Origin of the sequence: Chitinophaga silvatica, from assembly GCF_003419895.1 — a bacterium.
GTDB classification, from domain to species: Bacteria; Bacteroidota; Bacteroidia; order Chitinophagales; family Chitinophagaceae; genus Chitinophaga; species Chitinophaga silvatica.
Map to the genome: position 1 here is coordinate 827,691 of NZ_QPMM01000001.1, position 24,194 is coordinate 851,884.

Below are 24,194 nucleotides of genomic sequence, written 5' to 3' on the forward strand. Positions count from 1 at the left end.
TGAAAATCGCCGCTGATCATATAGCGCGTTAATTCTTAATCGTTAAAACCTGTTCACAATGAAAAGAGGTTTACGTGTGTTGTCATTACACGCAATGGCCCTGTATTTCCTATCCCAAACGGCGTTGGCCCAAGACGCCCTTACTTCAACCAGCGATTGGCCCGCTAATCCCCATAGTGATAGTACAATGGTACAGCCGGAAGAGCTTGCCCTTAAAACCGTTCTTCACATGATTGAAGAACGGTTCAGTGTTGCTATTGCTTATAAAAGCAATATTGTAAAGAATAAATGGGTATTGGTGGCCGTTAATTCCTGCCAATCGCCCGATGAAGCTTTAGGTAAAGCACTGGCCCCTTTCAACCTGCACTACGAAAAAGTGAGAGAACGATTTTATATGGTGTCGGAAAAAGTAAATACACCTCTTCCTCCCGACAATAATGTGCAACAACAACATCCCGTTAAAGGGATCATTAAAGATGAAAAAGGTAATCCCATTGTTGGCGTTACTGTAAGGATTACCGGCACTTCTATCGGCACTGTTACCAATACAGACGGCACTTATTCGCTTTCTGCTCCCGGAAAAAGTACCGACCAACTGGAAATCTCCTTTATCGGATACGAATCTCAACATATTGCTATTGCTGGCAGGCAAATCATAAATGTTACCCTAAAAGAAGGTGCAAGCTCATTAAGTGAAATTGTTGTAACAGGGTATACAACCCAGAAGAAAAAAGATCTTACTGGTGCAGTTGCAGTAGTGGATATGGATAACCTGAGAAAACAACCATCAGCCTCCATTACCGAACAATTACAAGGACAGGCATCCGGTGTAACTGTTATCGGATCGGGTCAGCCAGGGGAAGCTCCACAGGTGCGTATCCGCGGGGTCAATACCTTTGGTACCAACTCTCCGCTTTATGTAGTGGATGGCGTGCCAACTACAGATGTATCGGATCTGAACCCCAACGATTTTGCAAATATGTATGTATTGAAAGATGCGGGTGCTGCTTCAATATATGGATCACGTGCTTCTAACGGTGTAATCATTATTACAACCCGCAAAGGCACCGGTAAGGTGAAAGTGTCGTATGATGGATACTATGGACGCCAATACCCTAAGAAGGGAAATGTTTGGAATACCCTCAATCCAAAGGAACAAGCTGAATTAAGATGGCTGGCATATAAAAACTCGGGCGTCGACCCGGGTACTCCGCAATATGGTCACGGTGCCAGTCCGGTAATCCCTGATTACATTCTTCCTTCAGGGGCAATGGAAGGCGATCCTGCAGTCAATCCTGACCTCTATTACCTCAATCCTAACTTCACTGATCAAAACGATTATAATAGCTTTTATCAGATTGCCAGAGCTAATAAAGCAGGTACAGACTGGTATCACGAAATTTTCCGTCCTGCTCCTATAACCAGTCATAACCTGGCGGTGAGCGGTGGTGGTGATAAAGGAAATTATCTTTTCTCACTCAACTATTTCAATCAGCAAGGAACCTTAATGAACACCTATCTTAAAAGATATACTGTTCGTTCCAACACTCAGTATAATATTACAGATCATATAAGAGTAGGGGAGAATATAGCTTATTCACTATCTGAAAATCCTTCTGTAGAAATCAACTCTGCCGATGCGGCAATTGGTCATGCAATGCGTGAACAATCCATAATCCCGGTCTATGATATTAAAGGCAACTTTGCCGGTTCGGCTGGTGATGCCCTTGGTGATGCATTCAACCCGGTTGCCATGCAGTTTCGTACCCGCAATAATAAAGCCCTCAACACGCGTTTATTCGGTAACATCTTCGGAGAAATCGACTTCCTGAAATACTTTACTGTCAGATCAAGTTTTGGCGGGGAAGTAGTTTCCGGATGGTCGCATTCCTTTACTTTCCCTCAGTATGAAAATAAAGAGAATGCTACTTCCAACTCCTATACCGAAGGTTCTAATAATTCAAATAGCTGGACCTGGACCAACACCATCACCTTTCATAAAAAATTCGGAAAAGATCACGATTTAAAGATCATTGCCGGAACAGAAGCATTTGATAGCAGGAGCAGAGCCGTAGGGGGTACAACTAAAGATTATTTCAACTTCGATCCTTATTTCCCGGATCTCTCTACCGGTACCGGTGTTCAAACAAACTACAGCAACAGGGAACAGGAAGGATTGTTTTCGGTGTTGGGGCGCATAGACTATGCATTTCAGGATAAATATCTTTTTAGCGCTACGCTTCGTAGAGATGGTTCTTCCAAATTCATTAATAATCCTTATGGTACTTTCCCTGCTGTATCTGCTGCCTGGCGTATTTCTCAGGAAGAATTTATGAAGAAGATCAACTGGATCACAGATCTTAAGATTCGTGGCGGTTGGGGTATAATGGGTAATCAGCTCAATCTGAGTGTCAATAATGGCTACTTCCTGTATGGCGGTAATCGCAATTCTTCCTACTATGATCTTGCTGGCGTAAATAACGGCCTTAATGCTGGTTTTGCTGGATTTCAGATTGGTAACCCGGATGCCAAATGGGAAAGTGATATCAACGCCAATATCGGTATAGATGCCTCTCTTTTTAATGGTAAACTGGAATGGTCTGTCGACTATTATAGAAAAGATATTAAAGACCTTCTTTATAATCCGGAATTACCTGGATTGGCTGGTACTGCACCTCAGCCTTTCGTAAATATTGCGCGCATGAAAAATGAAGGCTTCGATTTCTCTGTTGGCTGGCGTAGTAACCTGACCAAAGATTTACTGTTTACTGCTTCTGCAACATTTACAACCTATAAGAATAAGATCAGTAAAATAGCGGATGGGGTAGATTATTTCGATACGGATGGTCGCCGCTTTGATGGTAGTAACATTATCAGAAATGCAGTAGGGCAGCCAGTATCTTCATTCTTTGGGTATAAAGTAATTGGATTCTGGAATGATCAGTCTGAAATCGATGCTGCAGATAAGGCAGCGAGAAATGCCACTAAAAATGATGAAGCTATTTACCAGGAAGGGGAAGGTGTAGGCCGGTTCAGATACCTGGATGTAAACGGAGATGGTATTATCACCCCTGATGATCGTACTTTCCTGGGAAATCCGAATCCCGATTTTTCATATGGGATCAATATCGGACTGACCTATAAAGGATTTGATTTTGGTGTCTTCCTTTTTGGAACCTATGGAAATCAGATATGGAATAATGTGAAGTGGTGGCGCGATTTCTATCCTTCATTTGAGAGTGCAAAAAGCAAAACAGCCTTATACGATTCATGGCGCCCCGATCATAAAAACGCTACTGCGCCTATCCAGGAAGTGGATGGATCCACCAGCACACAGAATGTTCCTAACTCTTATATGGTCGAAAACGGATCTTATTTAAGAGTTAAGAATATGCAATTGGGTTATACCCTGCCTGCAAAGTGGCTGACACGTTATCATATCGAACGGTTAAGGGTATACGTACAAACAGCTAATCTGTTTACTATCACCAAATACTCTGGTTTAGATCCTGAAATTGGTGGTTCTAATATTACTGCTTTTGGGGTAGATGAAGGGGCATACCCAAATCAAAGACAGTTTTTGATTGGTATTAATCTGGGCTTTTAATTTTTAAAACTGCATGAATATGAAATCTATATATCAATTTTCAGTTGGTGCGTTAATCTTCCTGGTGCTGGGAAGTTGTGGTAAAGGCTTTCTGCAACGTACTCCTCAATCTTCATTGGAGGAATCAGCACTCACAAATAAAAAAGGTGTAAATACTTTACTGATAGGCGTATACGGAGCGTTGGACGGACAGGATTTTAAAGATGGTGATATGTTGAATCTTTCTGGTGGCAGTGGTTACGCGGTATCGCCCGATAACTGGATTTACGGTAGTGTATGTGGAGGGGAAGCACACAAAGGAAGCGATCCGGGTGATGCTCCGGCAGTTTTGCAAATTGCTACTTTCATGGGTAATGCAACTAATGGTTTCTTTAATGATAAGTGGAGAGTAGATTATGAAGGAATAAGGCGCTGTAATTTTGTACTGCATGTTTTGGCTAATGTAACAGATATGACTGATGCTGAAAAGAAGGAATTAGCTGCAGAAGCCAAATTTTTACGCGGTCATTTTTATTTTGATCTTAAAAAGATGTTTGATAAAGTTCCATGGATTGGAGAAGAAGATGTAAGCTATTCCAAGCTGATTGTTGATCAATATAAAATCCCTAATGATAAGGATATCTGGCCATTAATTGAAGCCGATTTCAAATTCGCTGCCGAAAATCTGAATGAAATTCAGGATGTGGTGGGCCGTGCTAATAACTGGGCCGCAAAAGCATATCTGGCAAAAGCATATTTGTACCAGAAAAAGTATGCTGATGCAATGCCAATCTTTGAAGATGTTATTGAAAATGGTGTTACTTCCAAAGGCGAAAGGTATGAGTTAAGACCGAAGTTCCACGATAATTTTGATGCATTTACAGAGAATAACAGTGAAGCGCTGTTTTCGATTCAGTATAGTGCCAATGATGGTTCTGGCGGTACCGGAAATGCGAATCAGGGGCAAATGCTAAACTACCCGTATAACGGACCTTTTAGCTGTTGCGGATTCTATCAGCCTTCTCAAGACCTTGTAAACTCTTACAGAACAGATAACAATGGATTACCGTACCTCGATGATTTTAACACGCATCCTGTCAAAAACGATATGGGTGTACCCGATTCGGTTGATTTTGTACCGGATGCAGGTAATTTAGACCCACGGCTCGACTGGACAGTTGGTCGCCGGGGTATTCCATTTCTCGATTGGGGCAACCATCCCGGAGCTGCATGGGTACGTAACCAACAATCTGCTGGCCCTTATGCTGCTTTGAAAAATGTATATATGCAGTCGACCCAGGACAAATACTATGATGGTAACGGATGGGCCCCGGGAAATGCTATCAATTACGTATTAATCAGGTTCTCGGATGTACTGCTAATGGCTGCCGAATGCCAGGCACAAGTTGGAAGTCTGGATATCGCAGAAGAGCACGTCAATACCGTGCGTGAACGTGCCGCTAATCCCGATGGCTGGGTTAAAAAATATATCGACCCCGATCATCCGATGGGTGGAGTTACAAATGTGCCTGCAGCAAATTACAAAGTATCAGAGTATGCTAATGGTGCTTTTGCAGCACAAGGTAAAAGCTATGCTATAAAAGCTATCCAGTTCGAAAGGAAATTGGAATTAGCATTGGAAGGACATCGGTATTTCGACCTGGTAAGATGGGGAATTGCCCAAACAGAGTTGAACAGATATTTTGCTTATGAACAAACAATCACTACGGATGTAATAGGAGCCGTCTTTGCTTCAAAGCATGTACGTTTTCCTATTCCTCAAAGACAAATAGATCTGAGCGTGAAAAATGGGCAGCCTACATTAGTGCAGAATACTGGTTACTAAGGAGGTTGATTGCTTTTACCATAGATTGGGCTTGCCCCAATGCCCTTATGTTAAGAGGAATAACTTCCGGTTGTATTGCCTATTTGTGAATGATAAATTTCTTTTACCATAGGTTGGGCAGGGGTAAACCCTGCCCCTACAGGGTTTCAGCGAATTACAGTTTCTATATTGTAGAATTGTTTCTTTACAGAATTGAAATTAGTAGATTGACATTTAACATGAAATCCTGTAGGGGCGGGGCTTGCCCCCGCCCATCCTACGGTAAAAGAAACCAATCCTTTAAATTGAATTCAATATTCAATCAACATCCTTCCTCTTAACTTAAGAGCATTGCGCTTACCCCCGCCCATCTTACGGTCAAGGATGTTTTTCCATCACGTTAGATCCGATAAGGAATAGTATTAATTCAATATAAATTTTTTAAAAAGCATTGTAATCAGTCATAATGATTAACGATTAAAAGGATATTCATTTACCCAGTGAAACCCACGTCCAAGCAATACTGTACTATCTCTGTCCTGACGCACAAGATCTACAAACAAGGTATCCTGGTTTAAAGATCCTACTAATTTTAATTGCTTTTCAGGGCCTTCTTCATAATGGAATTGAATACTATCTTTTTCATTGGTCCATGCGGTCAGGTGATGTTTGACAGTATCAATTTTCAGGTAGTAACCTGATATTGAATTTCCTGAATCTCTGGCAATAAGGTAGCCCATACTTTCGACATACATTTTCTTCCAACCTTTGAACAGAGTAACATCCGCAGGAAGGTTGCCGGCACCTTGTAATTTTGTGATTTCATACGACCCTGCCAGCGGAGTGTCTGCTTTTTTACTTAAATTATATTTTATAATACTATAGATATTACCCCCGAGTAAACCTACAATTATTAGGTATCTGACACTTACGAGTATAATTCTTACTATTTTCTTTTTGGGAGATGGATACCAGTAATTTGCAGGAGCTGCAGTTTTGTTTTGGAAAAACACTGCTATAAGCCTGTTCAATTCCGGAGCAATCAAAAAACCTCCTACTAACAACAAATGTGAGGAGAAGATTTTGACAGGTATGTCAAAGCAAAAATTCATTGCCACCACATTGGCCATTACGGCCATTGAGAATAAGGTTCCAAAGAGTGTAGTTCGTCTAAATAATAAGAGAACTCCGCCTATTACCTCTGCAATACCGGCAAAGTACATATAGGCGGTAGAGTGGCCCATATAGAGCCATGCCAGGCCCATTGGCGATAAATCCTTGATCTGTTGATCCAGCTGGTAGTTCATTACTGGTATAAACTGGTTGGCCACTAGTTTGGCTACTCCATATTCCAGCATAACGAAAGCAAGTATAAATCGTAATATGGTTCGGATTACATATTCCTGTTTTTCGTAGTTACGTTTCTTACGTTCTATGAGCCACCAGATAATATTGATCAGTAGAGTAATGATCAGCATGCATCCGATTTGCAGATAGTTGAAGGTGGTATCTCCGCTTCCCCGCGGCCAGACTTTTATTTCATATTTTGATGAAATCAGTAACTTCCCAAGCCAGGTAACCGGATGATCCCACATATGCGTCAGAAAGGAATCATTACCTCCCGTTGGTATCATTGATGAAATGGCATACATCAGGAAATAAACACTGAAAAAACGAAAAAGAAGGCGACGGGATAATGTCCATTGTTCGGTACTTGTCATAGGGTTGTTGATTTTGTGATGTCTGAACTAAAATAAACTAATCTCGTTATATGTAAAATCAGGAAACTTGTTAAATTCATTATAAAGTCAGATCGTGATAACTTTAATAAAGACAAAAAGAAAGATATGTCAAATTTATTTAGTCCTTTGAAATTAGGCGATGTAGAGCTCAGGAACCGGATAACAGTATCGCCTATGTGCGAATACTCTTCGGAAGATGGATTTGCCAACAACTGGCATCTTGTACATTTAGGAAGTAGGGCAATAGGAGGAGCAGGGCTGATAATCACAGAAGCAACTGCTGTTTCTCCGGAAGGGCGGATTTCCAAATATGATCTTGGTATCTGGAAGGATGAGCACATTGAAAAGTTGAAAGAAATCACCACATTTATCCATGAGCATGGGGCGGTGGCCGGAATTCAACTGGCTCATGCCGGTCGTAAAGCCAGTACGGTAAGGCCATGGGAGGGGAGTCGTGCTTTGCCGGTTGAAGATGGCGGCTGGCAGGTATATGGGCCAAGTGCCATTCCTTTCAATGAGGTGTATCCGCTTCCCGAAGCACTGACGCTGGAAGGTATTAAAAAAGTGATAGCTGATTTCAAGTCTGCCGCCATCAGGGCAGATAAAGCAGGGTTTAAAGTAATCGAGCTCCATGGGGCTCATGGTTATCTGCATCATACTTTCCTATCTCCTTTAAGCAATCAGAGAACCGATAATTATGGAGGATCTTTCGAAAACAGGATACGAATGACCCTGGAAACGGTGGAGGCTATACGGGAAGTTTGGCCCGTTCCCCGACCTTTAATTGTTCGTATATCCGCGACCGATTGGGCTGAAGGAGGATGGAATATTGAAGAAAGTATTAAACTGGCAGCAATATTAAAAGATAAGGGTGTAGATCTTATCGATTGCTCTTCCGGTGGCCTGGTGGCTCATCAGCAAATTAAGATCGGGCCATTATATCAGACCCATTTTGCAGAGCAGATAAAGAAGGAAACCGGTATCCGTACCGGTGCAGTTGGACTCATAACTACCGCGGAAGAGGCGGCATCTATTATAGATTCAGGGAGGAGTGATCTGGTGCTGATGGCAAGAGAACTGCTTCGCGACCCATATTTCCCGCTACATGCTGCGTTTAAGCTGGGTGTAGACGTTTCCTGGCCTATCCAATACGAAAGGGCTAAACCCAGGAAGAAGTCTTAAAAACATAGTTGAAATACCTATTCCAACAAAAAGAGGCTGCATCAAAAGATGCAGCCTCTTTTTATAATATCAGTAAGAAGTTCTTAGTTCAATTCTTCTACCTGCATTTTAGCGGTAGGAACCACCTTCAGATCTTTTAATTTATTGCTATTTTTCACTTTAGCAGGAACAGGGCGTATTTCCCATACTATACCAAGGAAACCAAGGGTTTTGAGGATGTAATAGGTAATATCGAATTCCCACCAGTAGAACCCTTGACGGGCAGCACTCTGATAATAGTGGTGGTTATTATGCCATCCTTCACCGAGGGTTACTAATGCCAGTACTGCACTGTTACGGGATTCGTCGCCAGTATAGTATCTCTTATTTCCGATTTTATGCATCAGAGAGTTGATGGTAAATGTTCCGTGATAAAGGAATACTGTGCTCGCGAAAAAGCCTATCAATAAGGTAGATAAACCTGCAGTCCAGTCGAACCAGCCAGTGCCGTTTACCTTATTTCCGATGAAATAAACTGCTACCATCAGAACAATAGCAGGAATCATATGGTATTTATTCAGCCAAAGCAGTTCTTTCGCTTTATGGTCTTTAATCAGATCCCAGCGGGTAGGCTTGTATTCTGGCCCCATGATCCAGCCGATATGGGCATACCAGAAACCATATACATTCGCTGAATGCGGATCTTCAGGAGTATCACTGTGTTTGTGGTGAATACGGTGATTGGCAGACCACCAGAGAGCCCCTTTTTGCAAACTACTCTGTGCGCCTCCTGCCAGGATAAACTGGAAGAATCGCGACGTTTTAAATGCACGATGCGAGAAGTATCGATGGTAACCCGCCGTCACAAAAAACATACGGATTACGTATAAAACCCCACACAGAATCCAGTCAAATGCTGTTGTGCCGGTAAAAAACGCGAGTAGGGGCACTGCGTGTATGCCCAGAAAATCTACTTGGTGCCACCAATTTGGTGCTTTTCTGTCTTGCTTGATCGCCTTATTCATTCCGCAAATATAATTTCACTCAGTTTGTAATTCTATGATTTAAATCATTTACAAAAATTAAATGATTCTTGCAAAGGTAAGCGGTTTAGCTGGTTTTTCCCCGTTATGTTAATCGAACTTTTTAAAAGTCGAAGTGTTAGAAGGACATAGATATATACTATTTATAACGTAAAAGTCTTTATTATGTCAGAATTCATCTCTGCCGTCAAAAATAATGTGAAATATTGGTGGTTGTATCTGCTTAATGGTATCATCTTCGTTATTGCCGGCTTCATTGTTTTTTCCAACCCGTTTAGTAGTTATGTACTGTTAAGTATTTTCTTTAGCGTTACCTTCTTCGTTACTGGTGTATTTGAGATCATTTTTGCTGTTAGTAACAGAACTACTCATAAGGGCTGGGGATGGTCGCTTGCTTTTGGGATTATAGACGTAGTATTGGGTTTTATTTTAATGTTATATCCGGCTATCAGTATGGCGGTTATCCCGCTTTTCCTGGCTTTCTGGTTTATGTTCAGAGGCATTGGCTTAATCGGTTTTTCTATTCAGCTATCTACCGATAAAATTCCAAACTGGGGCTGGGTACTCGTAGGAGGTATTTGTTTAATCATTATCTCAATATTTATCCTCGATAATCCTGCTTTGGGTATTGCAGCTATTCTTGCTTTAATGGCAGCTGCATTCTGGGTAACTGGTGTGTTTAGTATCATCTTCGCTTTCCGTTTAAAAGGCGTAAAGAAGGAAATGAAAAAATTAGGGATTCAGTAATAATTAAAAGCAATAAGTATATAGAGCGCTTCAATATTTATATTGAGGCGCTTTTTTTTAAAGGCAATTGTTAGCAATATGTTATATTCATAACCCAACCTCTCCGGTGCTTGCAAGAAAGAATTCCATTCGTATATTTAGAATATCCTAATCCGTATTTTAACACATGAATAGTCGCTTTTTCAGTCTGACCTTTTTGTTGATAGGGAGTTTATTTAGCCTTAATTCTTATGCTCAAGACCGCGATACTGCACCAACAGTACAAACGGTGTTGCAACAGTATATCGATGCAATAGGGGGGAGTTCTGCCATCAGTTCCGTTACTGATGTGAGAATTTCAGGGAATGGAAAAGCAGGAAATGAAAAGGTAAATTTGAGCATCAAGATAAAACAACCGGATAAATATTTTCAGGAAATTACTACTGCCTCAGGAAATAAACCAATGATGAAAGTTATTGTAATAGGTGACAGTATCAACATTAACATCTTCAAAAATGGGAAGAATGAACAGGTGAGTCAAATGCAAAGAAACATACTGAAGGCACGGAGCCAGTTTTGTCCGGAATATGGCTATCTGCAACCTGATCACACCGAAAAGCTGGAACTATTACCAGAGAAAGAACTGATCAATGGATCCGTCGCAAATGTAATCACCATTGCAACAATGGAAGGTATATTATTTAAAAATTACTATGATGCTAAAACCGGCCTGAAAGTACAATCTGTACTTGTTTCAGGGCAGGAAGAAGAAACACCTGATGTTGTGACCGTCTATAAAGATTATAGAAAAGTAGGGAATATTCGGCTCCCGTTCTATTTCGAAAATAGCACAAATGGAAAGGCGGCTTTTGAAGCAGTATTAAAAAAAGTTAGCATAAATTCAGGAGAGTCAGACGAAGAATTTAAATAATCCAATAGTTGGTGAACTTCCTGTCTTTATTGCTGTTTATTATGGCACCGGAAATAATTAATATATTGTGCTATGATTAAAGGACATGGTGACGATAGGTACCAATTCAATTTGCCTGTCAAGGCAGATTTCAGTTCAAATGTCTGGTATGCGGGATTGCAAAAAGGATTAGAGGATGAGCTACGGAATAAAATTAACGAAGTAATTCATTATCCCGATCCCGGGGCATGGAAATTACAAGCTAAGCTGGAGCAGTATCTCAGTTTATCTGCCGATACTGTTATGGTTACCAATGGAGGTACAGAAGCCATTTATTTGATTGCTCAGGCTTTTACCGGAGCAACTGTCACGATTGTAGAACCAACCTTTGCAGAGTACGAGGATGCGTGTAAGCTGTATAAGCATCAGGTTCAATTTTTGTCATGGGAAAAATTAAATAGTGAAACATCATTTAGTACTGATATGGTTTTCATCTGTAACCCGAATAATCCAACGGGACAGGCCATTGATGAACACATTTTAGAGCAGTTAATAACGCAAAATAAACATACTGTTTTTGTGCTGGATGAAGCATACATTCAATTTACGCATGATACCGCATCAATGATCCCATTTTTAAAGCGGTTGCCAAATTTGCTTGTGCTTCGTTCCCTCACCAAATCCTGCTGTATCCCGGGTTTAAGACTTGGTTATATAGCAGGAAGAAAACAGTTGTTAGATAGAGTAAGAGTATATAAAATGCCCTGGTCTGTTAATGCAATGGCAATTACAGCAGGGGAGTATATCTTGGATCATCCAACAGAATTTGAAGTGAAAAGAGATACTTTATTGGAAGAAACCTATCAGTTGTGGGAAGGCATCCGAAAGATGCCGGAATTTAAAGTGATGCCAACTCATACTCACTATTTTCTGTTTGAAACACTTACCGGCACCGCTGCTGCATTGAAAATGTGGCTGCTGGAACAACATGGGCTACTCATCAGAGATGCCTCTAATTTTTATGGACTGGGCCCCGGTCATTGCCGGGTTGCTTGCCAACAAGCCGATGACAATAAATTATTGATTACTGCATTACGTAAATGGACCTTATCTTAAAATTCGTATTGCCATTACTGTTAGGGTATTTACTCGATCTGTTAATCGGCGATCCAAAAACCTGGCCGCATCCTGTAAAGTTTTTTGGGTTCCTTATCCGTAAAGGAACCTCCTGGTTGAATCATGGAAAGTATCGCTTTGCAAAAGGAACATTGCTTACGATCTTTCTAATCACTTCAACCTGCTTATTCTTTTGGTATGTACAACAGCTATTGGAACCATGGCCAATAGCCTGGTATGCTTTCACTACCATTTTTGTATTCTTTTCCTTGGCCAATAAGAGTCTTATTGCTGAAGGAAAAACTGTATTTCAGACGCTGGAAAATAAAGGTCTTAGCCATGGGCGACTGCAATTGGCAAATATTGTAGGCAGGGATACCAGTACCCTCTCCGCACAGCAAATCAGAATTGCTGTTTTGGAAACCATGTCCGAAAACCTCAGCGATGGAGTGATCGCGCCTTTATTCTTCTACTTCATATTTGGACTACCCGGTATGATGATGTATAAGATGATCAATACTCTCGATTCTATGATCGGGTATAAAAATGAGGCTTACTTTTACTTCGGCAAGGCAGCCGCCAAGATCGATGATGTGGCCAACTTCATCCCAGCCCGGGTTACCGCCGGATTAATGATTTTACTGTTTGGAAGTAGCCGTGCCGGCAATTTTGTCCTGCATTATGGAAATGCCCATACCAGTCCTAATGCCGGTTATCCTGAAGCCGCGCTGGCCGGAATCCTGGATTGCCAGTTCGGAGGCCCCAATATCTACCAGGGGCGTTGGGTGGTAAAACCCTATATTGGAGAAAATGATCGCATCATCGAAGATAAAGACATCAAAAAAGTGATGTGGATCAATCACTCCGTTACCTTTACAATGGTTATTACAATTGCTGCAATCAAGGCATATTTAATCTGGATCAATGGATAAACGAATTAGTGTTTTAAGCTGCGGATGGCTGGGATTTCCTTTAGCTATTGAATTGCAGAAAAACGGATTTTTAGTAAAAGGAGCCAGAACTTCGGTAGAGAGGGTAACGGAACTGCAACAGGTGGGGATAAACGCTTACCAGGTGTTGTTAAGCCCTGAACAGATAATAGCTCCTGCTGAATTCTGGGAATCAGATATTGTAGTCATCAATCTGCCTCCGCGTATTCAGAGAGGGAAAGAGGCGCATATAGCTGAAATGCAATTGCTTAATAAGCTGCTTGCTGATAGTGCTGTTGCCCAGGTTATCTTTATTAGTTCCACTTCCGTATATGCCGCGAATGAAGGTATTGTAACGGAAGAGGATACAGAGCTTCCTGCCACCCCCAACGGGCAGGCATTAAGAGAGGTAGAATCCACGTTCCTTCAAAACCGGAAATTTGCAACAACGGTACTGAGATTTGGTGGGCTCATCGGGTATAACAGGCTCCCGGATGCCAGGCGATTTGGTGCATTGCCTGATACGCTCGCCCAACCAATGAATGTAATACACCGGGATGACTGTATAGCCATCATTTCAGCACTTATCCTTAATCCTCAGCCTGGTGAAATATTTAATGCCTGTGCCGGAGAGCACCCTCTCAGGTATACCTGGTATGAGAAAGCGGCTATAAAGCTTGGTTTAACTCTCCCTCCATTAGCCCCGGAAACCCCTGTAAAAGGCAAAATAATCGATTCGGGGAAGCTGTTACGGCAACTTTCCTATAGCTTTAAGTATAACGACCCTATGCAGCTTTTTTAAGGGATTATTTTTTAGCTTTTTATTATATAGAAATAATTGTTTACTAATACTAAAAATGTTATATTGTGTGTTACCTCATCAGTATGCCAACTAGAGAGGTCCATTAGGGGATTCAATTAATTAAATCTAAACCATACAACGCCGTGAATCTGCTGTTATTTAGCCTGTTTGCAGTGGCTATTTGGCTTATGTTCTCCTTATACCGGAGCCACAACCGCAGAAAAGCAGGGATGTTCCTGCCTGTGAGATCTGCGAGTATTATTAAAATCCATAGCTACAAGTCTTTTGGTATCCTTGCCACTATCCGATTTAAAGACGAAGCGGTTCCAAAAATTGGAGATCGTGTTTGCGAGCAAGGAAGTATCTATGAAATTACAGGGGTAGTATCTCCCGATCAGGAAAAACTACCGATAGGCCAATGGGATTGCCGTATCGTAAAAGTCTGATTGTCCTGGTCTCTAATTTGCATAAGATCTCTTAAACTCAGATCTTATGAAGGTATTCATGATTAAAATTGCCGGGTTGAGATTCTATGTTCATCCCTGGCCTGTAAATCGTTTTGCCGTAATAATTGACGGTGAAGAAGTCGTATTGGAAACAGACGAAGATGGCTTTGTCAGAGCCGCACTGAATTCAGTTTCAACGTTCCGACATAATATGCAGCTTTTAAATAAAATTGCTTCAGCAATTGAGAACTGGCGACGTAATAATTCCCCAGTTTGTGGCTAACGATATTCCTCAAATGCAGTAATATATTTATTGATATATTCGGCTTTAGACTTCGATTTATACTGCATAACAAATCTTGGGTGCTCCAATGGTACAATCGTCTTAAAAAAATGTTCCTTTGCATTTAAGGCCTGTAGGAATTTTGCATTCTTTCCGGTGCCCATACAATAACATACATCCTTATTAATGTTCCAGGTCAGTTGCTCTTTCAGACTGTCTACAATAAACCCGTATGCCGCTTTGGTGAGTGCCGGGCTGTCATAATAATTGTAATTGACCTCCTTTCCGCCCGGTTTAATAGCAGTAAAGCCCAGCGGACAAAGAGAGGTTATATAGAAATCTTTATAAAACTCCTTTACTCCTCCATATGCATCAATTACATCATACACAAAAACAGAGGAGGGTTCATAAGTCTTCAAACCTTTAATCTCAATTCCACATTTCTCGCGTAGCCTCGTTGTATCAGAAAATGGTACACCTGTAGAACCCGACCCGAACCTGCCGGGATTAATGCCAACAATCAGTCTGCGGGTATGATGATCATGATAGAATTTATGATAGAAAGCAGACATTACCTCCACTATACCCGGCGATTCCTGAAATGGATTCATAACTCTGATCCCGGGAGGCAATTTTCCAGGAAATGCTAAATTACAGTTGAAGTCTATGATTTGTTGATCTATAGTAGGTTTGCTCATCAGGCGGTTTGATGGTGTCGGTTGATTTTTTCAAGAATATCCTCTTCCCGGTAGGGTTTCATGATATAATCATTCATCCCCGAACGAAGATACAACGCAATATCATCTTCCAAAACATTTCCTGTTATGGCAATAATTGTGATAGCAGCCTTTTTGGCATCAGGAAGTGCCCTTACAAGTTGGGTAAGCATCAATCCATCTATTCCTGGCAAATCAATATCTGTAAGAATAAAATCGAAAGCCTCCTGCTGATAAATGTTTAGTGCTTCCTCTGCACTGGATACAATTACAAAAGATGCATGCAGTTTATTAAGCATCAGGGTTAGCAGCTTCTGATTAAGTATGCTATCTTCTACGATTAATAACCGGATGTTGGAAGGAAGAAATGGCTCCATAGTTGTATTCGCCACAGGCACAATAATTTTTTTGGTTGCCGGTACCTTGGTAACGGGTGTGTAATGAATCTCAAAACTAAATGTAGTGCCCTTCCCAGGTAGACTCTCAACCTGTATTTTCCCATTGTGCAGCTCAACAATCTTCTTGGTGATATGGAGACCAAGACCACTACCTTTTTGATAATGGTTTTTTCCCTGTGTAAAGGCATTAAACACCAAAGGTAATTCTTTATGCGAAATTCCGGGCCCTGTATCTTTTACGCTTACCTGCAAAAGGTTACCTTCTCTAAGATAGGCCGTTATATTTACTTCCCCTGATTCTGTATATTTTATAGCATTGGCAGTAAGATTGGTAATGATCTGCTTTAACCGGAACGAATCTCCCATTACCAGCATATTACTTGGAAAGAAAATATTGACGCTGAATTTCAACCCTTTCTCCGAAGCATGTATGGCCAGCGTATCTGTTACATCTTCAATAGCGATACGGGGAGAAAATTTTTCTTTCTTCAGAATAGGTTCTTTTGCCTCCATTCTCGAGTAATCCAGTACATTATTTACCACCTGCAGCAACATTTCGGCCGAATGCTGTATCGCTGTGATATAAGGCCCCTCCTCATTTCCCAATAGCCTCGAATAGCCGATCAGTGATTGCACGGGAGTCCGGATTTCATGGCTGATAGTTGCTGCAAAATCACTTTTCTGCTGGGCTAGTCTTTCGGCCTGGCGCTTCGACTTTAATAAAGCCAGATCATAACGATAAAGCTTAATTATCCCGAAAATGATAATACCTGCCAGCAGTAGGATGAGAGGAACTTCCCAGTTGGTATGCTGGTTTAATTCGTATAGAGATGATTGTGCTGCAGCCTTCAATTTTGACTGACGCGTATTTTCTGCGTCTCTCAGTTCAAGTTGCAGATCTGTGAGATATGACAACAGATTGCTGAATAGGCGCTCGTTGGTAGTGACCAATGCATATTCCTTCTCCTTCAGTTGTTGATGGCTGGCAGCTGCATTTTTAATAAACTGGCTGTATGCCTGTTGAATATGCTGTAGCTGAGAATTAGTAAATGCTTTTTCCTGTTGAGGCTTCTGATAGGCAATAACAACCTGCTTGCTGGTCTGTGACTTAGGTTTATTGCTGATTGCCTCTCTGATCCTTCCAAAAAGGGCTTTCTTGTTTTTACTTTCTACAGTAGTTGAGGTGATCAGTGTATCTGCTTTGGATGCCTTCGTAACCAAAGCGGGTTGAAGGTTTAATTGCTGCAGTGGTACAGGCATCAGGGCGGTGGTATCCCAGCTTTGAGCAAGTGTAAGCAGGGAATCTACATACCGTTTGGTATGCAGAAACATTTCTGATGCATGTTGTTTATTGACCAGCAACTGGGTCAAAGTGCTCTTATTTTCCTGCTGCATGGCAGTATCGATATGCGCACCAACCAGCTGGAGTTTTTGCGTATAATCCCGGAGGTAATCCCGGTTATAGGTAATAGTATAAAGTCGGAAACTGTTATCGGCAGAATACAGGAGTTGTATTGACTTATCGATATGTTCAGCTTCCCGGCTACTGCTGGTTAAATTTTGTACGACTATACCCAGTTGTTGAGACTCCTTTTTTCTCAACATGATGATCATAAAAAAGGTTAGGAGAACGATCACCATGATAGTCAACATTGCATAGCGCACAAACGCCTTTTCCTGTGAGGTATACATTGTGTCTTTAACTTGGAATTTTCCTGGTACAAAGCGAAAATAAATGTTTTTCAGGACGCAACTAAAAGATTATCAATCAAAAAGAAAATGCATGAGTATGTTAATTAAACATAATTATATATGCATTAATGTTATTTTAATGATATTGATATTTTTTATATGTATAGCAATTTTTCGGGATATTTAATGGTAATTTGGTTTTTCTTATTTCATCTAAGTTGTATTTTGTTAGTAAATCTTACTTCATGTTTCGCATATTATTACTCCATTGTTTTTTGTTTTTATTTTTTTCGGTAGATGGACAAACTGTTGGACCTGATGCTGCTTATAAGTTTAAGTCCAGCGGTGATAAATTACTTGACCGTAATTTTTACTTTTTTACATTACTGCAAACAACAGCAGTTGCGAAGGAAATAGAGCAGGATACCGCTCTGAAACGCGTTCTGCAAACGTTCAGGCAGCCAACGTTTAATGGCTTATGGTCGGCCGCTTCAATAAATGAGGTTTCAACTGCACTAATTGAACTCGCTAAACAGGAACCTGCAGCTTTCCGCCAATTAGCACACGAAATGCGCAGGAGCGGAGTATTTCATCTTTACTCAGCCAGTGACGATACCCAGTTAATTATCCATGCCTGGAAAAATGCAGCCGATGCGCTCAATTACATAATTAATGCTTACACTACAGGTACAGAGTTGCGTTACCCGTCAATCGATTCTGCATTGGTAAGCGTACATAGCCCAAAATACCAGGCAGAAGTGGAAGTATTAAAATCCCAGTACAGCAAGGATAACAGTAAGTTCTTTTTTCAACCTTCGGAAAAACTGGCATTAGCATTGTTAAAACTGGGCAAAAGAACGGAAGCAATAAAATATGAGCCGCTGGAAGAAACATTGAATAAAGAACCTTTATCGCATGTTTCAAAAACGAATTGGAGTAAATATACTTATCCGGCAATGCTTGTATTAGGGGCAAGCCCAACAGGCAACGAGCCTATCAGTGCGATGGCGCAAAGCAGGTGTAGTACTGCTGCAATGTTATATAATCAGCAATTAGCCCCCTTTATTATTGTAAGTGGAGGGCATGTACGCCCGCCTGGCACTCAATATGCTGAAGCTATTGAAATGAAACGTTTTCTGGTTGAGCAATTGAAGATACCGGCCGCCGCTATTTTTGTGGATCCGTACGCCAGGCATACCACTACAAATGTTCGTAATGCAGTAAGAATCTTATGGAGAAGTGGTTTTCAGACCGATAAACGAATGATGATTGTTTCAGATCCCTGGCAGCTGTATTATGTAAACAGTCCATTGTTTGCACAACGTTGTACCGGAGAATTGGGCTATCTGCCAATGAAAGATCTGCAACAAACTAAAACAGAATTTCTTACTTTTTTATGTGATTTGAATTCTTTACAGCAGGATGCACATGATCCTTTGGATCCCTGATACAATATTTCATTTTAATAATCGTCTTAATTGTAGAATCTAAATAAATATTATGTTATACACTATCCTTGGAGCTGGTGGCGTAATTGCAAATGAGTTGGTAAAGTCCTTAGTGGCAAATCAAAAACAAGTGCGCCTGGTAAGCCGCTCCCCTAAACCTTATGGCGGAGTAACAGATATTATGCCTGCTAACCTGACGGTTGCAGAAGAGGTAAATCGTGCAGTTGCCGGAAGCTCAGTAGTTTTTCTGACAGCCGGTTTGCAATACAATATAAAGGTCTGGGAGCGCGATTGGCCTGTTATTATGACCAATGTAATCAATGCCTGTAAAGCTGCCGGAGCCAGACTTATTTTCTTCGACAACGTATATTCATATGGGTTAGTATCCGGTCCTATGACGGAAGAAACTCCTAATAATCCTTCAAGCAAAAAAGGTAAGGTCAGGGCTGCCATTGCTGAGCAATTAATGAATGAAGTAAAGGCAGGGAATATAACGGCTACTATTGCACGGTCGGCCGACTTTTATGGCCCCAATGCTGATAAAACAGGATTTTTAAACTTTTTGATAATAGATAAATTTAAGAAGAATGGTACCGCAATGTGGTTAGGTCGCGATGATGTGCCCCATAGCTATACCTATACGCCGGATGCCGGTAAAGGTTTATACTTACTATCTCAGGACGAAAGTTCCTGGAATCAGATCTGGCATTTGCCCACAGCCCATCCGGCCCTGGATGGTAAAGGATTTATCCACCTTATTGCTAAAGAGATGAATGCAAAACCTAAATACATGAAGCTCGGTACTTTTATGGTGGGCCTAACAGGACTCTTCGATGCTACTGTAAAAGAAATTAAGGAGATGTTATATCAAAATAATTATCCTTACATTTTCGATTCAACAAAATTTGAAAAACACTTTTCTGTGAAACCAACTTCCTATGAAGAAGGTATCAGAGCGAGTATTGGAAAATAAGAAATTGAAGTTATGGGAGATGAGTTTAGGAAGATAAAAACAATAGTCTACAAATTTTGTAGGAAATAAATTTGGAGATTAATTTTTCCTGCTTATCTTTGCACCAGTTCTTTAAATAGCTTATCAAGAAAGGAGGAGGGAAATGGCCCTACGATACCTTAGCAACCATCTCTACCAGTTAGAGAAAGGTGCTGCATCCATCCGGTAATACCGGAAAGATAAGTCAGATCATTTATTTTGCTATTACTTACTATAAGTATATCGTATTAAACTCATCTGGCTTCAGGTGAGTTTTTTTTATGCCCCAACCTTTCTGTTCAGCTACCCAGGAACAATGTTTATTCAATTTATTTCATCAAACTTTAAATCAAACAAAAGATGAGCAACCTTACTGAATTAATCCATTCAATTCCTGTAGACCCTCAAACCGGCGCTATTGCTGTACCTATTTATCAGACTTCTACTTTTGTGCAGGAAGCACCTGGAGTGAATAAAGGCTATGATTATGCAAGATCAAATAATCCGACAAGAGAAGCGGCAGAAAAAATCATTGCAAAACTTGAAAAAGGTGCCGTTGCTGCTGCGTTTTCAAGTGGATTGGCAGCCATAGATGCCGTAATAAAATTATTAAAATCGGGCGATGAAATAGTGGCTGTAGATGATATTTATGGAGGAGCTTTTCGCTTATTCCATAAGGTTTACGAGAAATTCGGTATAAAAGTAACATACGTAGATACCACGGATGTACAAGCGGTATTTCAGGCAATTACACCGGCAACCCGCCTGATCTGGCTGGAAACCCCTACAAACCCAACCCTGAAGATTTCAGATATTGCTGCCATCAGTGAAATTGCAAAAGCCAATCATTGTTTGTTATGTGTAGATAATACTTTCGCATCACCGGTGTTACAACAACCAATCACCCTGGGGGCCGATCTCGTAGTACATAGTGCAACCAAGTATCTTGGCGGACATAGCGATATCATAGCCGGTATTGTAGTGGCAAAAACTCAGCAATTGGGAGAGGAGATAAAATTCTATCAAAATGCTACTGGCGCCATTTTATCACCCTTCGATAGTTTTCTGCTAATCAGAGGCATTGAAACATTACCACTTCGGATTCGCCAGCACAACGCCAATGCAATTGCAATAGCCCAGTATTTATCAGAACATCCGGCAGTAGATAAAGTATTTTATCCTGGCTTAATCTCACATCCGGGTCATGAACTCGCAAAACGCCAGAGCAAAGGATTTGGTGGAATTATTTCCTTCACATTAAAGGATGATAGTATTGAAGCAGCAACCGCATTTGTAACATCAACCAAATACTTTAAACTGGCCGAAAGCCTGGGAGGCGTCAAAAGTTTGTTATGTCACCCCGCTACTATGACCCATAAATCTATCCCTGCAGAGAAGAGATGGGCAGCAGGAGTAAGCGATAGCTTGATTCGGTTATCCGTTGGACTTGAAGAAGTAGAAGACCTTATTGCCGATCTGGATCATACTTTTCAGTCGATTCAAAACGTTGAAAGAAAGGAAAGGGTAGAAGTGGCGTAGTGATCTTTAAATGATTATAGGTTCTTGTGGCTATTTGCAGGGCGGGGCTTGTTCCCGACCTGTATATTGCTGCGAAAGTATAAACGAATAATTCTTCTAGGTTCCCCTCTTATTCATAAACCTGGTCACCATCATAGCTGCCACATTATCGCCGGTAGCATTGAGTATTGTGGCAAGCGGATCTACAAGGGTACCAATAATCATCAGAGGTGGCAGGGCATCAATCGGGAGGCCATAAATACTCATAACAAGCATTTCACCAACATAGCCACCGTTAGGAATACCGCCTTCAACAATACTTACTATAACGGTAACGCCTAAGGCCATAAGAATGACGGATGGACTATCAAATCCTTTTCCATACATTCCGAAAACAACGGCCATTTTTATGATAGAGGAAATACTGGAGCCATCTTTATGTAGTGTTGCACCTAATGGAACTACCACATTACCGATATCCTGAGGCACATTCATTTTCTTTACAGCTTCGAGGTTGGCTGGGATGGTGGCAATACTACTACCGGTTCCTACAGCCGTAAGAGAGGGAATGATATTGTTTTTCCAGAAGATTTTGATACCGGGAATTCCGCCGGCAACAAATGCATAGGCCGTGAAACCTACAATGAAGTAGAAGATCCCGAAACCATAATACAGGCCTAATGCCTGACTGTAGGTTTCGAATAATTTAGGTCCAATTGTGCCCACTTGATAAGCAAAGTAAGCACCCAAACCTATTGGCCCGGCTTTCATTATCAGGTTTAAAAGATCTTTCATGACTTCATTGCCTGAATAGAGGAAGTCGCGGAATGCTAAGCCCAGCTTGCCCGTACGCATGGTGGCAAATCCTACCAGTCCGGAAAAGATTATAAATGGCAGCATATTGTGCCTGGAAAGCAGCTCATAAAATTCATTAACTGTAAATAATCGTGTTAATTGGTCGCCCCAGTTCCCAGGTTGTGTTATATTTGTAGCGTGAGTTAGCGTAATTTCCTGATGAATGGGAAAGACCCAAACAGCGATAATGGTGAGAAAGGCCGAAATTAATATTGTAGCAAGGAAGACTAACGACATTATACCAAGCAGGGAACCAAGCTTCTTTCCAGCATCAATATGAGCAATAGCACTGGAAATAGCAAAAAATACCAGTGGAATAACTGCAGTGAATAATAGGTTTAAAAAAATATCTCCTATTGGTTTTATTACAGCTATACGTTCACCAAAAATACTCCCCGCAATACTGCCGGCGAGTATACCAGATAGTAGCAGGAACAGGCTACGATAAGTTCTGAAAAATCCCATAATTGATGAAGGATGTTTGAGTATAGTACAAGTTAAACATTGTACGTGAACCGTGAACAATCAATCATGGATATTGTTTATAAATCATCAAACCAATACCTGTATTATGAAGAGTTTTGTACTTTGTTTGTTGCTTCCATTGCTTCATTATCAGCAACCTGCCTACACAATAGGTGAGGTAATGAGAAAGGCAAGGCAACTACACAGCGATAGTACAACCGTTCAGATAACCGGTTATATTATCAAAAAAGTAGGTGAAACAGATTATATGTTTGAAGATAAAACGGCTGAAATACGTGTAGATATCGATCCCAAATTTATGCCTCAACGCCCGGTAAGCGATAAAGAGGCTGTGGTGATCAAAGCCCTGGTTCAATATGAAGTTAATAAACCAATAACTTTAAAAGTAAATCAGCCGGTTGTAAATCAGTAAGTTATAGTTGCATCAGGAATTTAAAAATACTACGCATACTCACACAGATCACAATCACCCCTACTGCTACCATAATAGTTTTTGCAGAGATCTTATTGGATACTTTCGCCGCAATTGGTGACGCAATAGCACTTCCGATCACAAGCCCAAGTACTGCATCCCAATGCACGTGATTTAGCACCGTAACAAAGGTGAGTGAGCTAAGCATGGCTATGAAAAAACGGGTAGCCTTTACCGTGCCCAGGGAAAAACGAGGATGACGACGCCCTGCAATCAGCGAAGAAAGTACAATGGAACCCCAGCCTCCGCCACCAATAGCGTCTATAAAGCCTCCTCCAAATCCTAAAAACCTGATCTTTGTAATCTTTTTGCCTGCATGTTTCTGGTGCCTGGTTCTTATTGCCCTGAGCAGAATGATAGTTCCTAATATAAGAGTGTATAACGATACCACAGGCTTGGTATACGCTGCATAATGTTCGAGTGAGGATAACAAATACGCCCCGATTACGGCTCCCAGTATTCCAGGTAATATCAACAGCTTAAAAAGCTTTTTATTGACATTTCCCATTTTAAGATGCATCCAGCCGGCAATTCCGCAACTCAGGATCTCCGAGAGGTGAACCGCTGTACTGGCCGAAGCTGGTGGAATACCCATTGATAATGAAAATGTTGTGGAGGTAATACCATACGACATTCCTATGGCCCCATCCACCATCGCAAATATGAACCCGGCTATCAGAAAGTAATAAAATGCTGGAGGTACATCTTCTACATGCTCCCGAAAGGAGGGTGATTGCCACCAGTATATTCCTAAGAAAATTGCCAGCGCCAATAATCCAGCTATACTATAAATCCATTTCTGTCGATTAAATACATTATCCGAGGCTTTTTTCTTAGCCTCAGAAGAAGGGTTTAAAGTAGTTGTTTCTGCCGTGGGAGCAGCTACGGTAGTGAGTTCTTTCTCCATATATTATGAATATACCAGCCTAATTTCTCCACAAAATACATAAACTCTATGAAATAAGTAGACTATTTATTTAAAAATCATGCTATCTATTTTAATATTGATATGTATGATGGTTATTTTTCCATGAATCCTACGTATAACA

General features: G+C 41.0%; 20 protein-coding genes and 1 riboswitch. Of the genes, 14 read left to right on the forward strand and 6 right to left on the reverse strand.

Features of this window, described 5'->3' with window-relative positions; all coding sequences use genetic code 11:
- Positions 1-58: 58 nt before the first annotated feature.
- Together DVR12_RS03260 and DVR12_RS03265 are read left to right on the forward strand one after the other, a co-directional pair.
- Positions 59-3,607: a SusC/RagA family TonB-linked outer membrane protein gene (locus tag DVR12_RS03260; protein WP_116974012.1), complete on the forward strand. Its 3,549-nt coding sequence runs from the start codon at positions 59-61 to the stop codon at positions 3,605-3,607.
- 19 nt (positions 3,608-3,626) lie between these two features.
- Positions 3,627-5,432: a RagB/SusD family nutrient uptake outer membrane protein gene (locus DVR12_RS03265; RefSeq protein WP_116974013.1), complete on the forward strand. Its 1,806-nt coding sequence runs from the start codon at positions 3,627-3,629 to the stop codon at positions 5,430-5,432.
- 449 nt (positions 5,433-5,881) lie between these two features.
- Here the strand turns inward: DVR12_RS03265 and DVR12_RS03270 are convergent, their stop codons facing one another.
- Positions 5,882-7,132, reverse strand: a complete 1,251-nt coding sequence (locus DVR12_RS03270) for a DoxX family protein (RefSeq protein WP_116974014.1) — start codon at positions 7,130-7,132, stop codon at positions 5,882-5,884.
- Between the two features lie 126 nt (positions 7,133-7,258).
- Here DVR12_RS03270 and namA point away from each other — a divergent pair, with 126 nt between their 5' ends.
- Positions 7,259-8,335, forward strand: coding sequence for an NADPH dehydrogenase NamA (gene namA, locus DVR12_RS03275; RefSeq protein WP_116974015.1), 1,077 nt, complete (start codon positions 7,259-7,261; stop codon positions 8,333-8,335).
- Positions 8,336-8,418: 83 nt separating this feature from the next.
- On the opposite strand, the gene DVR12_RS03280 is transcribed toward namA, so the two are convergent.
- Complete coding sequence (locus DVR12_RS03280; RefSeq protein ID WP_116974016.1) at positions 8,419-9,339, reverse strand: acyl-CoA desaturase; 921 nt, start codon at positions 9,337-9,339, stop codon at positions 8,419-8,421.
- Between the two features lie 183 nt (positions 9,340-9,522).
- On the opposite strand from DVR12_RS03280, the gene DVR12_RS03285 reads away from it, so the two are divergent.
- The 7 genes from DVR12_RS03285 (at position 9,523) to DVR12_RS03315 (ending at position 14,569) form a co-directional block, all read left to right on the forward strand.
- Complete coding sequence (locus tag DVR12_RS03285; RefSeq protein WP_116974017.1) at positions 9,523-10,104, forward strand: HdeD family acid-resistance protein; 582 nt, start codon at positions 9,523-9,525, stop codon at positions 10,102-10,104.
- Positions 10,105-10,270: 166 nt separating this feature from the next.
- Positions 10,271-11,014, forward strand: a complete 744-nt coding sequence (locus DVR12_RS03290) for a hypothetical protein (protein ID WP_116974018.1) — start codon at positions 10,271-10,273, stop codon at positions 11,012-11,014.
- Between the two features lie 72 nt (positions 11,015-11,086).
- Positions 11,087-12,109, forward strand: a complete 1,023-nt coding sequence (locus DVR12_RS03295; RefSeq protein ID WP_116974019.1) for a pyridoxal phosphate-dependent aminotransferase — start codon at positions 11,087-11,089, stop codon at positions 12,107-12,109.
- Positions 12,094-13,041, forward strand: coding sequence for an adenosylcobinamide-phosphate synthase CbiB (gene cbiB / locus DVR12_RS03300; protein WP_116974020.1), 948 nt, complete (start codon positions 12,094-12,096; stop codon positions 13,039-13,041). Before DVR12_RS03295 ends, cbiB begins: the two co-directional genes overlap by 16 nt.
- Positions 13,034-13,840: a Rossmann-fold NAD(P)-binding domain-containing protein gene (locus DVR12_RS03305; protein ID WP_116974021.1), complete on the forward strand. Its 807-nt coding sequence runs from the start codon at positions 13,034-13,036 to the stop codon at positions 13,838-13,840. Before cbiB ends, DVR12_RS03305 begins: the two co-directional genes overlap by 8 nt.
- A 143-nt stretch (positions 13,841-13,983) precedes the next feature.
- Positions 13,984-14,286 (forward strand): hypothetical protein, encoded by a 303-nt coding sequence (locus DVR12_RS03310; protein WP_116974022.1) that lies wholly within the window; start codon positions 13,984-13,986, stop codon positions 14,284-14,286.
- A 46-nt stretch (positions 14,287-14,332) separates the two neighbouring features.
- Complete coding sequence (locus DVR12_RS03315; RefSeq protein ID WP_116974023.1) at positions 14,333-14,569, forward strand: hypothetical protein; 237 nt, start codon at positions 14,333-14,335, stop codon at positions 14,567-14,569.
- Here the strand turns inward: DVR12_RS03315 and DVR12_RS03320 are convergent.
- A complete protein-coding gene (locus DVR12_RS03320; protein WP_116974024.1) occupies positions 14,566-15,267 on the reverse strand; it encodes a uracil-DNA glycosylase family protein in 702 nt (233 codons plus the stop codon). The genes DVR12_RS03315 and DVR12_RS03320 overlap by 4 nt on opposite strands.
- Positions 15,267-17,375: an ATP-binding protein gene (locus DVR12_RS03325; RefSeq protein ID WP_116974025.1), complete on the reverse strand. Its 2,109-nt coding sequence runs from the start codon at positions 17,373-17,375 to the stop codon at positions 15,267-15,269. Before DVR12_RS03325 ends, DVR12_RS03320 begins: the two co-directional genes overlap by 1 nt.
- 245 nt (positions 17,376-17,620) lie before the next feature.
- On the opposite strand from DVR12_RS03325, the gene DVR12_RS03330 reads away from it, so the two are divergent.
- From DVR12_RS03330 to DVR12_RS03340, 3 genes are all read left to right on the forward strand, one after another.
- Positions 17,621-18,823, forward strand: a complete 1,203-nt coding sequence (locus DVR12_RS03330) for a YdcF family protein (protein WP_116974026.1) — start codon at positions 17,621-17,623, stop codon at positions 18,821-18,823.
- A gap of 52 nt (positions 18,824-18,875) precedes the next feature.
- Complete coding sequence (locus DVR12_RS03335; protein ID WP_116974027.1) at positions 18,876-19,796, forward strand: NAD-dependent epimerase/dehydratase family protein; 921 nt, start codon at positions 18,876-18,878, stop codon at positions 19,794-19,796.
- A 117-nt stretch (positions 19,797-19,913) separates the two neighbouring features.
- Positions 19,914-20,021, forward strand: a riboswitch (SAM riboswitch).
- A gap of 153 nt (positions 20,022-20,174) precedes the next feature.
- Entirely contained in the window at positions 20,175-21,353 is a 1,179-nt protein-coding gene (locus DVR12_RS03340; RefSeq protein ID WP_116974028.1) for a trans-sulfuration enzyme family protein, read from the forward strand.
- Between the two features lie 96 nt (positions 21,354-21,449).
- Here DVR12_RS03340 and DVR12_RS03345 read toward each other — a convergent pair whose 3' ends face one another.
- Positions 21,450-22,652, reverse strand: a complete 1,203-nt coding sequence (locus DVR12_RS03345) for a dicarboxylate/amino acid:cation symporter (RefSeq protein WP_116974029.1) — start codon at positions 22,650-22,652, stop codon at positions 21,450-21,452.
- Positions 22,653-22,758: 106 nt separating this feature from the next.
- On the opposite strand from DVR12_RS03345, the gene DVR12_RS03350 reads away from it, so the two are divergent.
- On the forward strand, positions 22,759-23,085 hold the full coding sequence (locus tag DVR12_RS03350) for a NirD/YgiW/YdeI family stress tolerance protein (protein WP_116974030.1): 327 nt from the start codon (positions 22,759-22,761) through the stop codon (positions 23,083-23,085).
- 1 nt (position 23,086) lies between these two features.
- Here DVR12_RS03350 and DVR12_RS03355 read toward each other — a convergent pair whose 3' ends face one another.
- The gene (locus DVR12_RS03355) at positions 23,087-24,052 is read right to left on the reverse strand and encodes a sulfite exporter TauE/SafE family protein (protein ID WP_116974031.1); all 966 of its coding nucleotides are present in this window, start codon (positions 24,050-24,052) and stop codon (positions 23,087-23,089) included.
- Positions 24,053-24,194 lie beyond the last annotated feature (142 nt).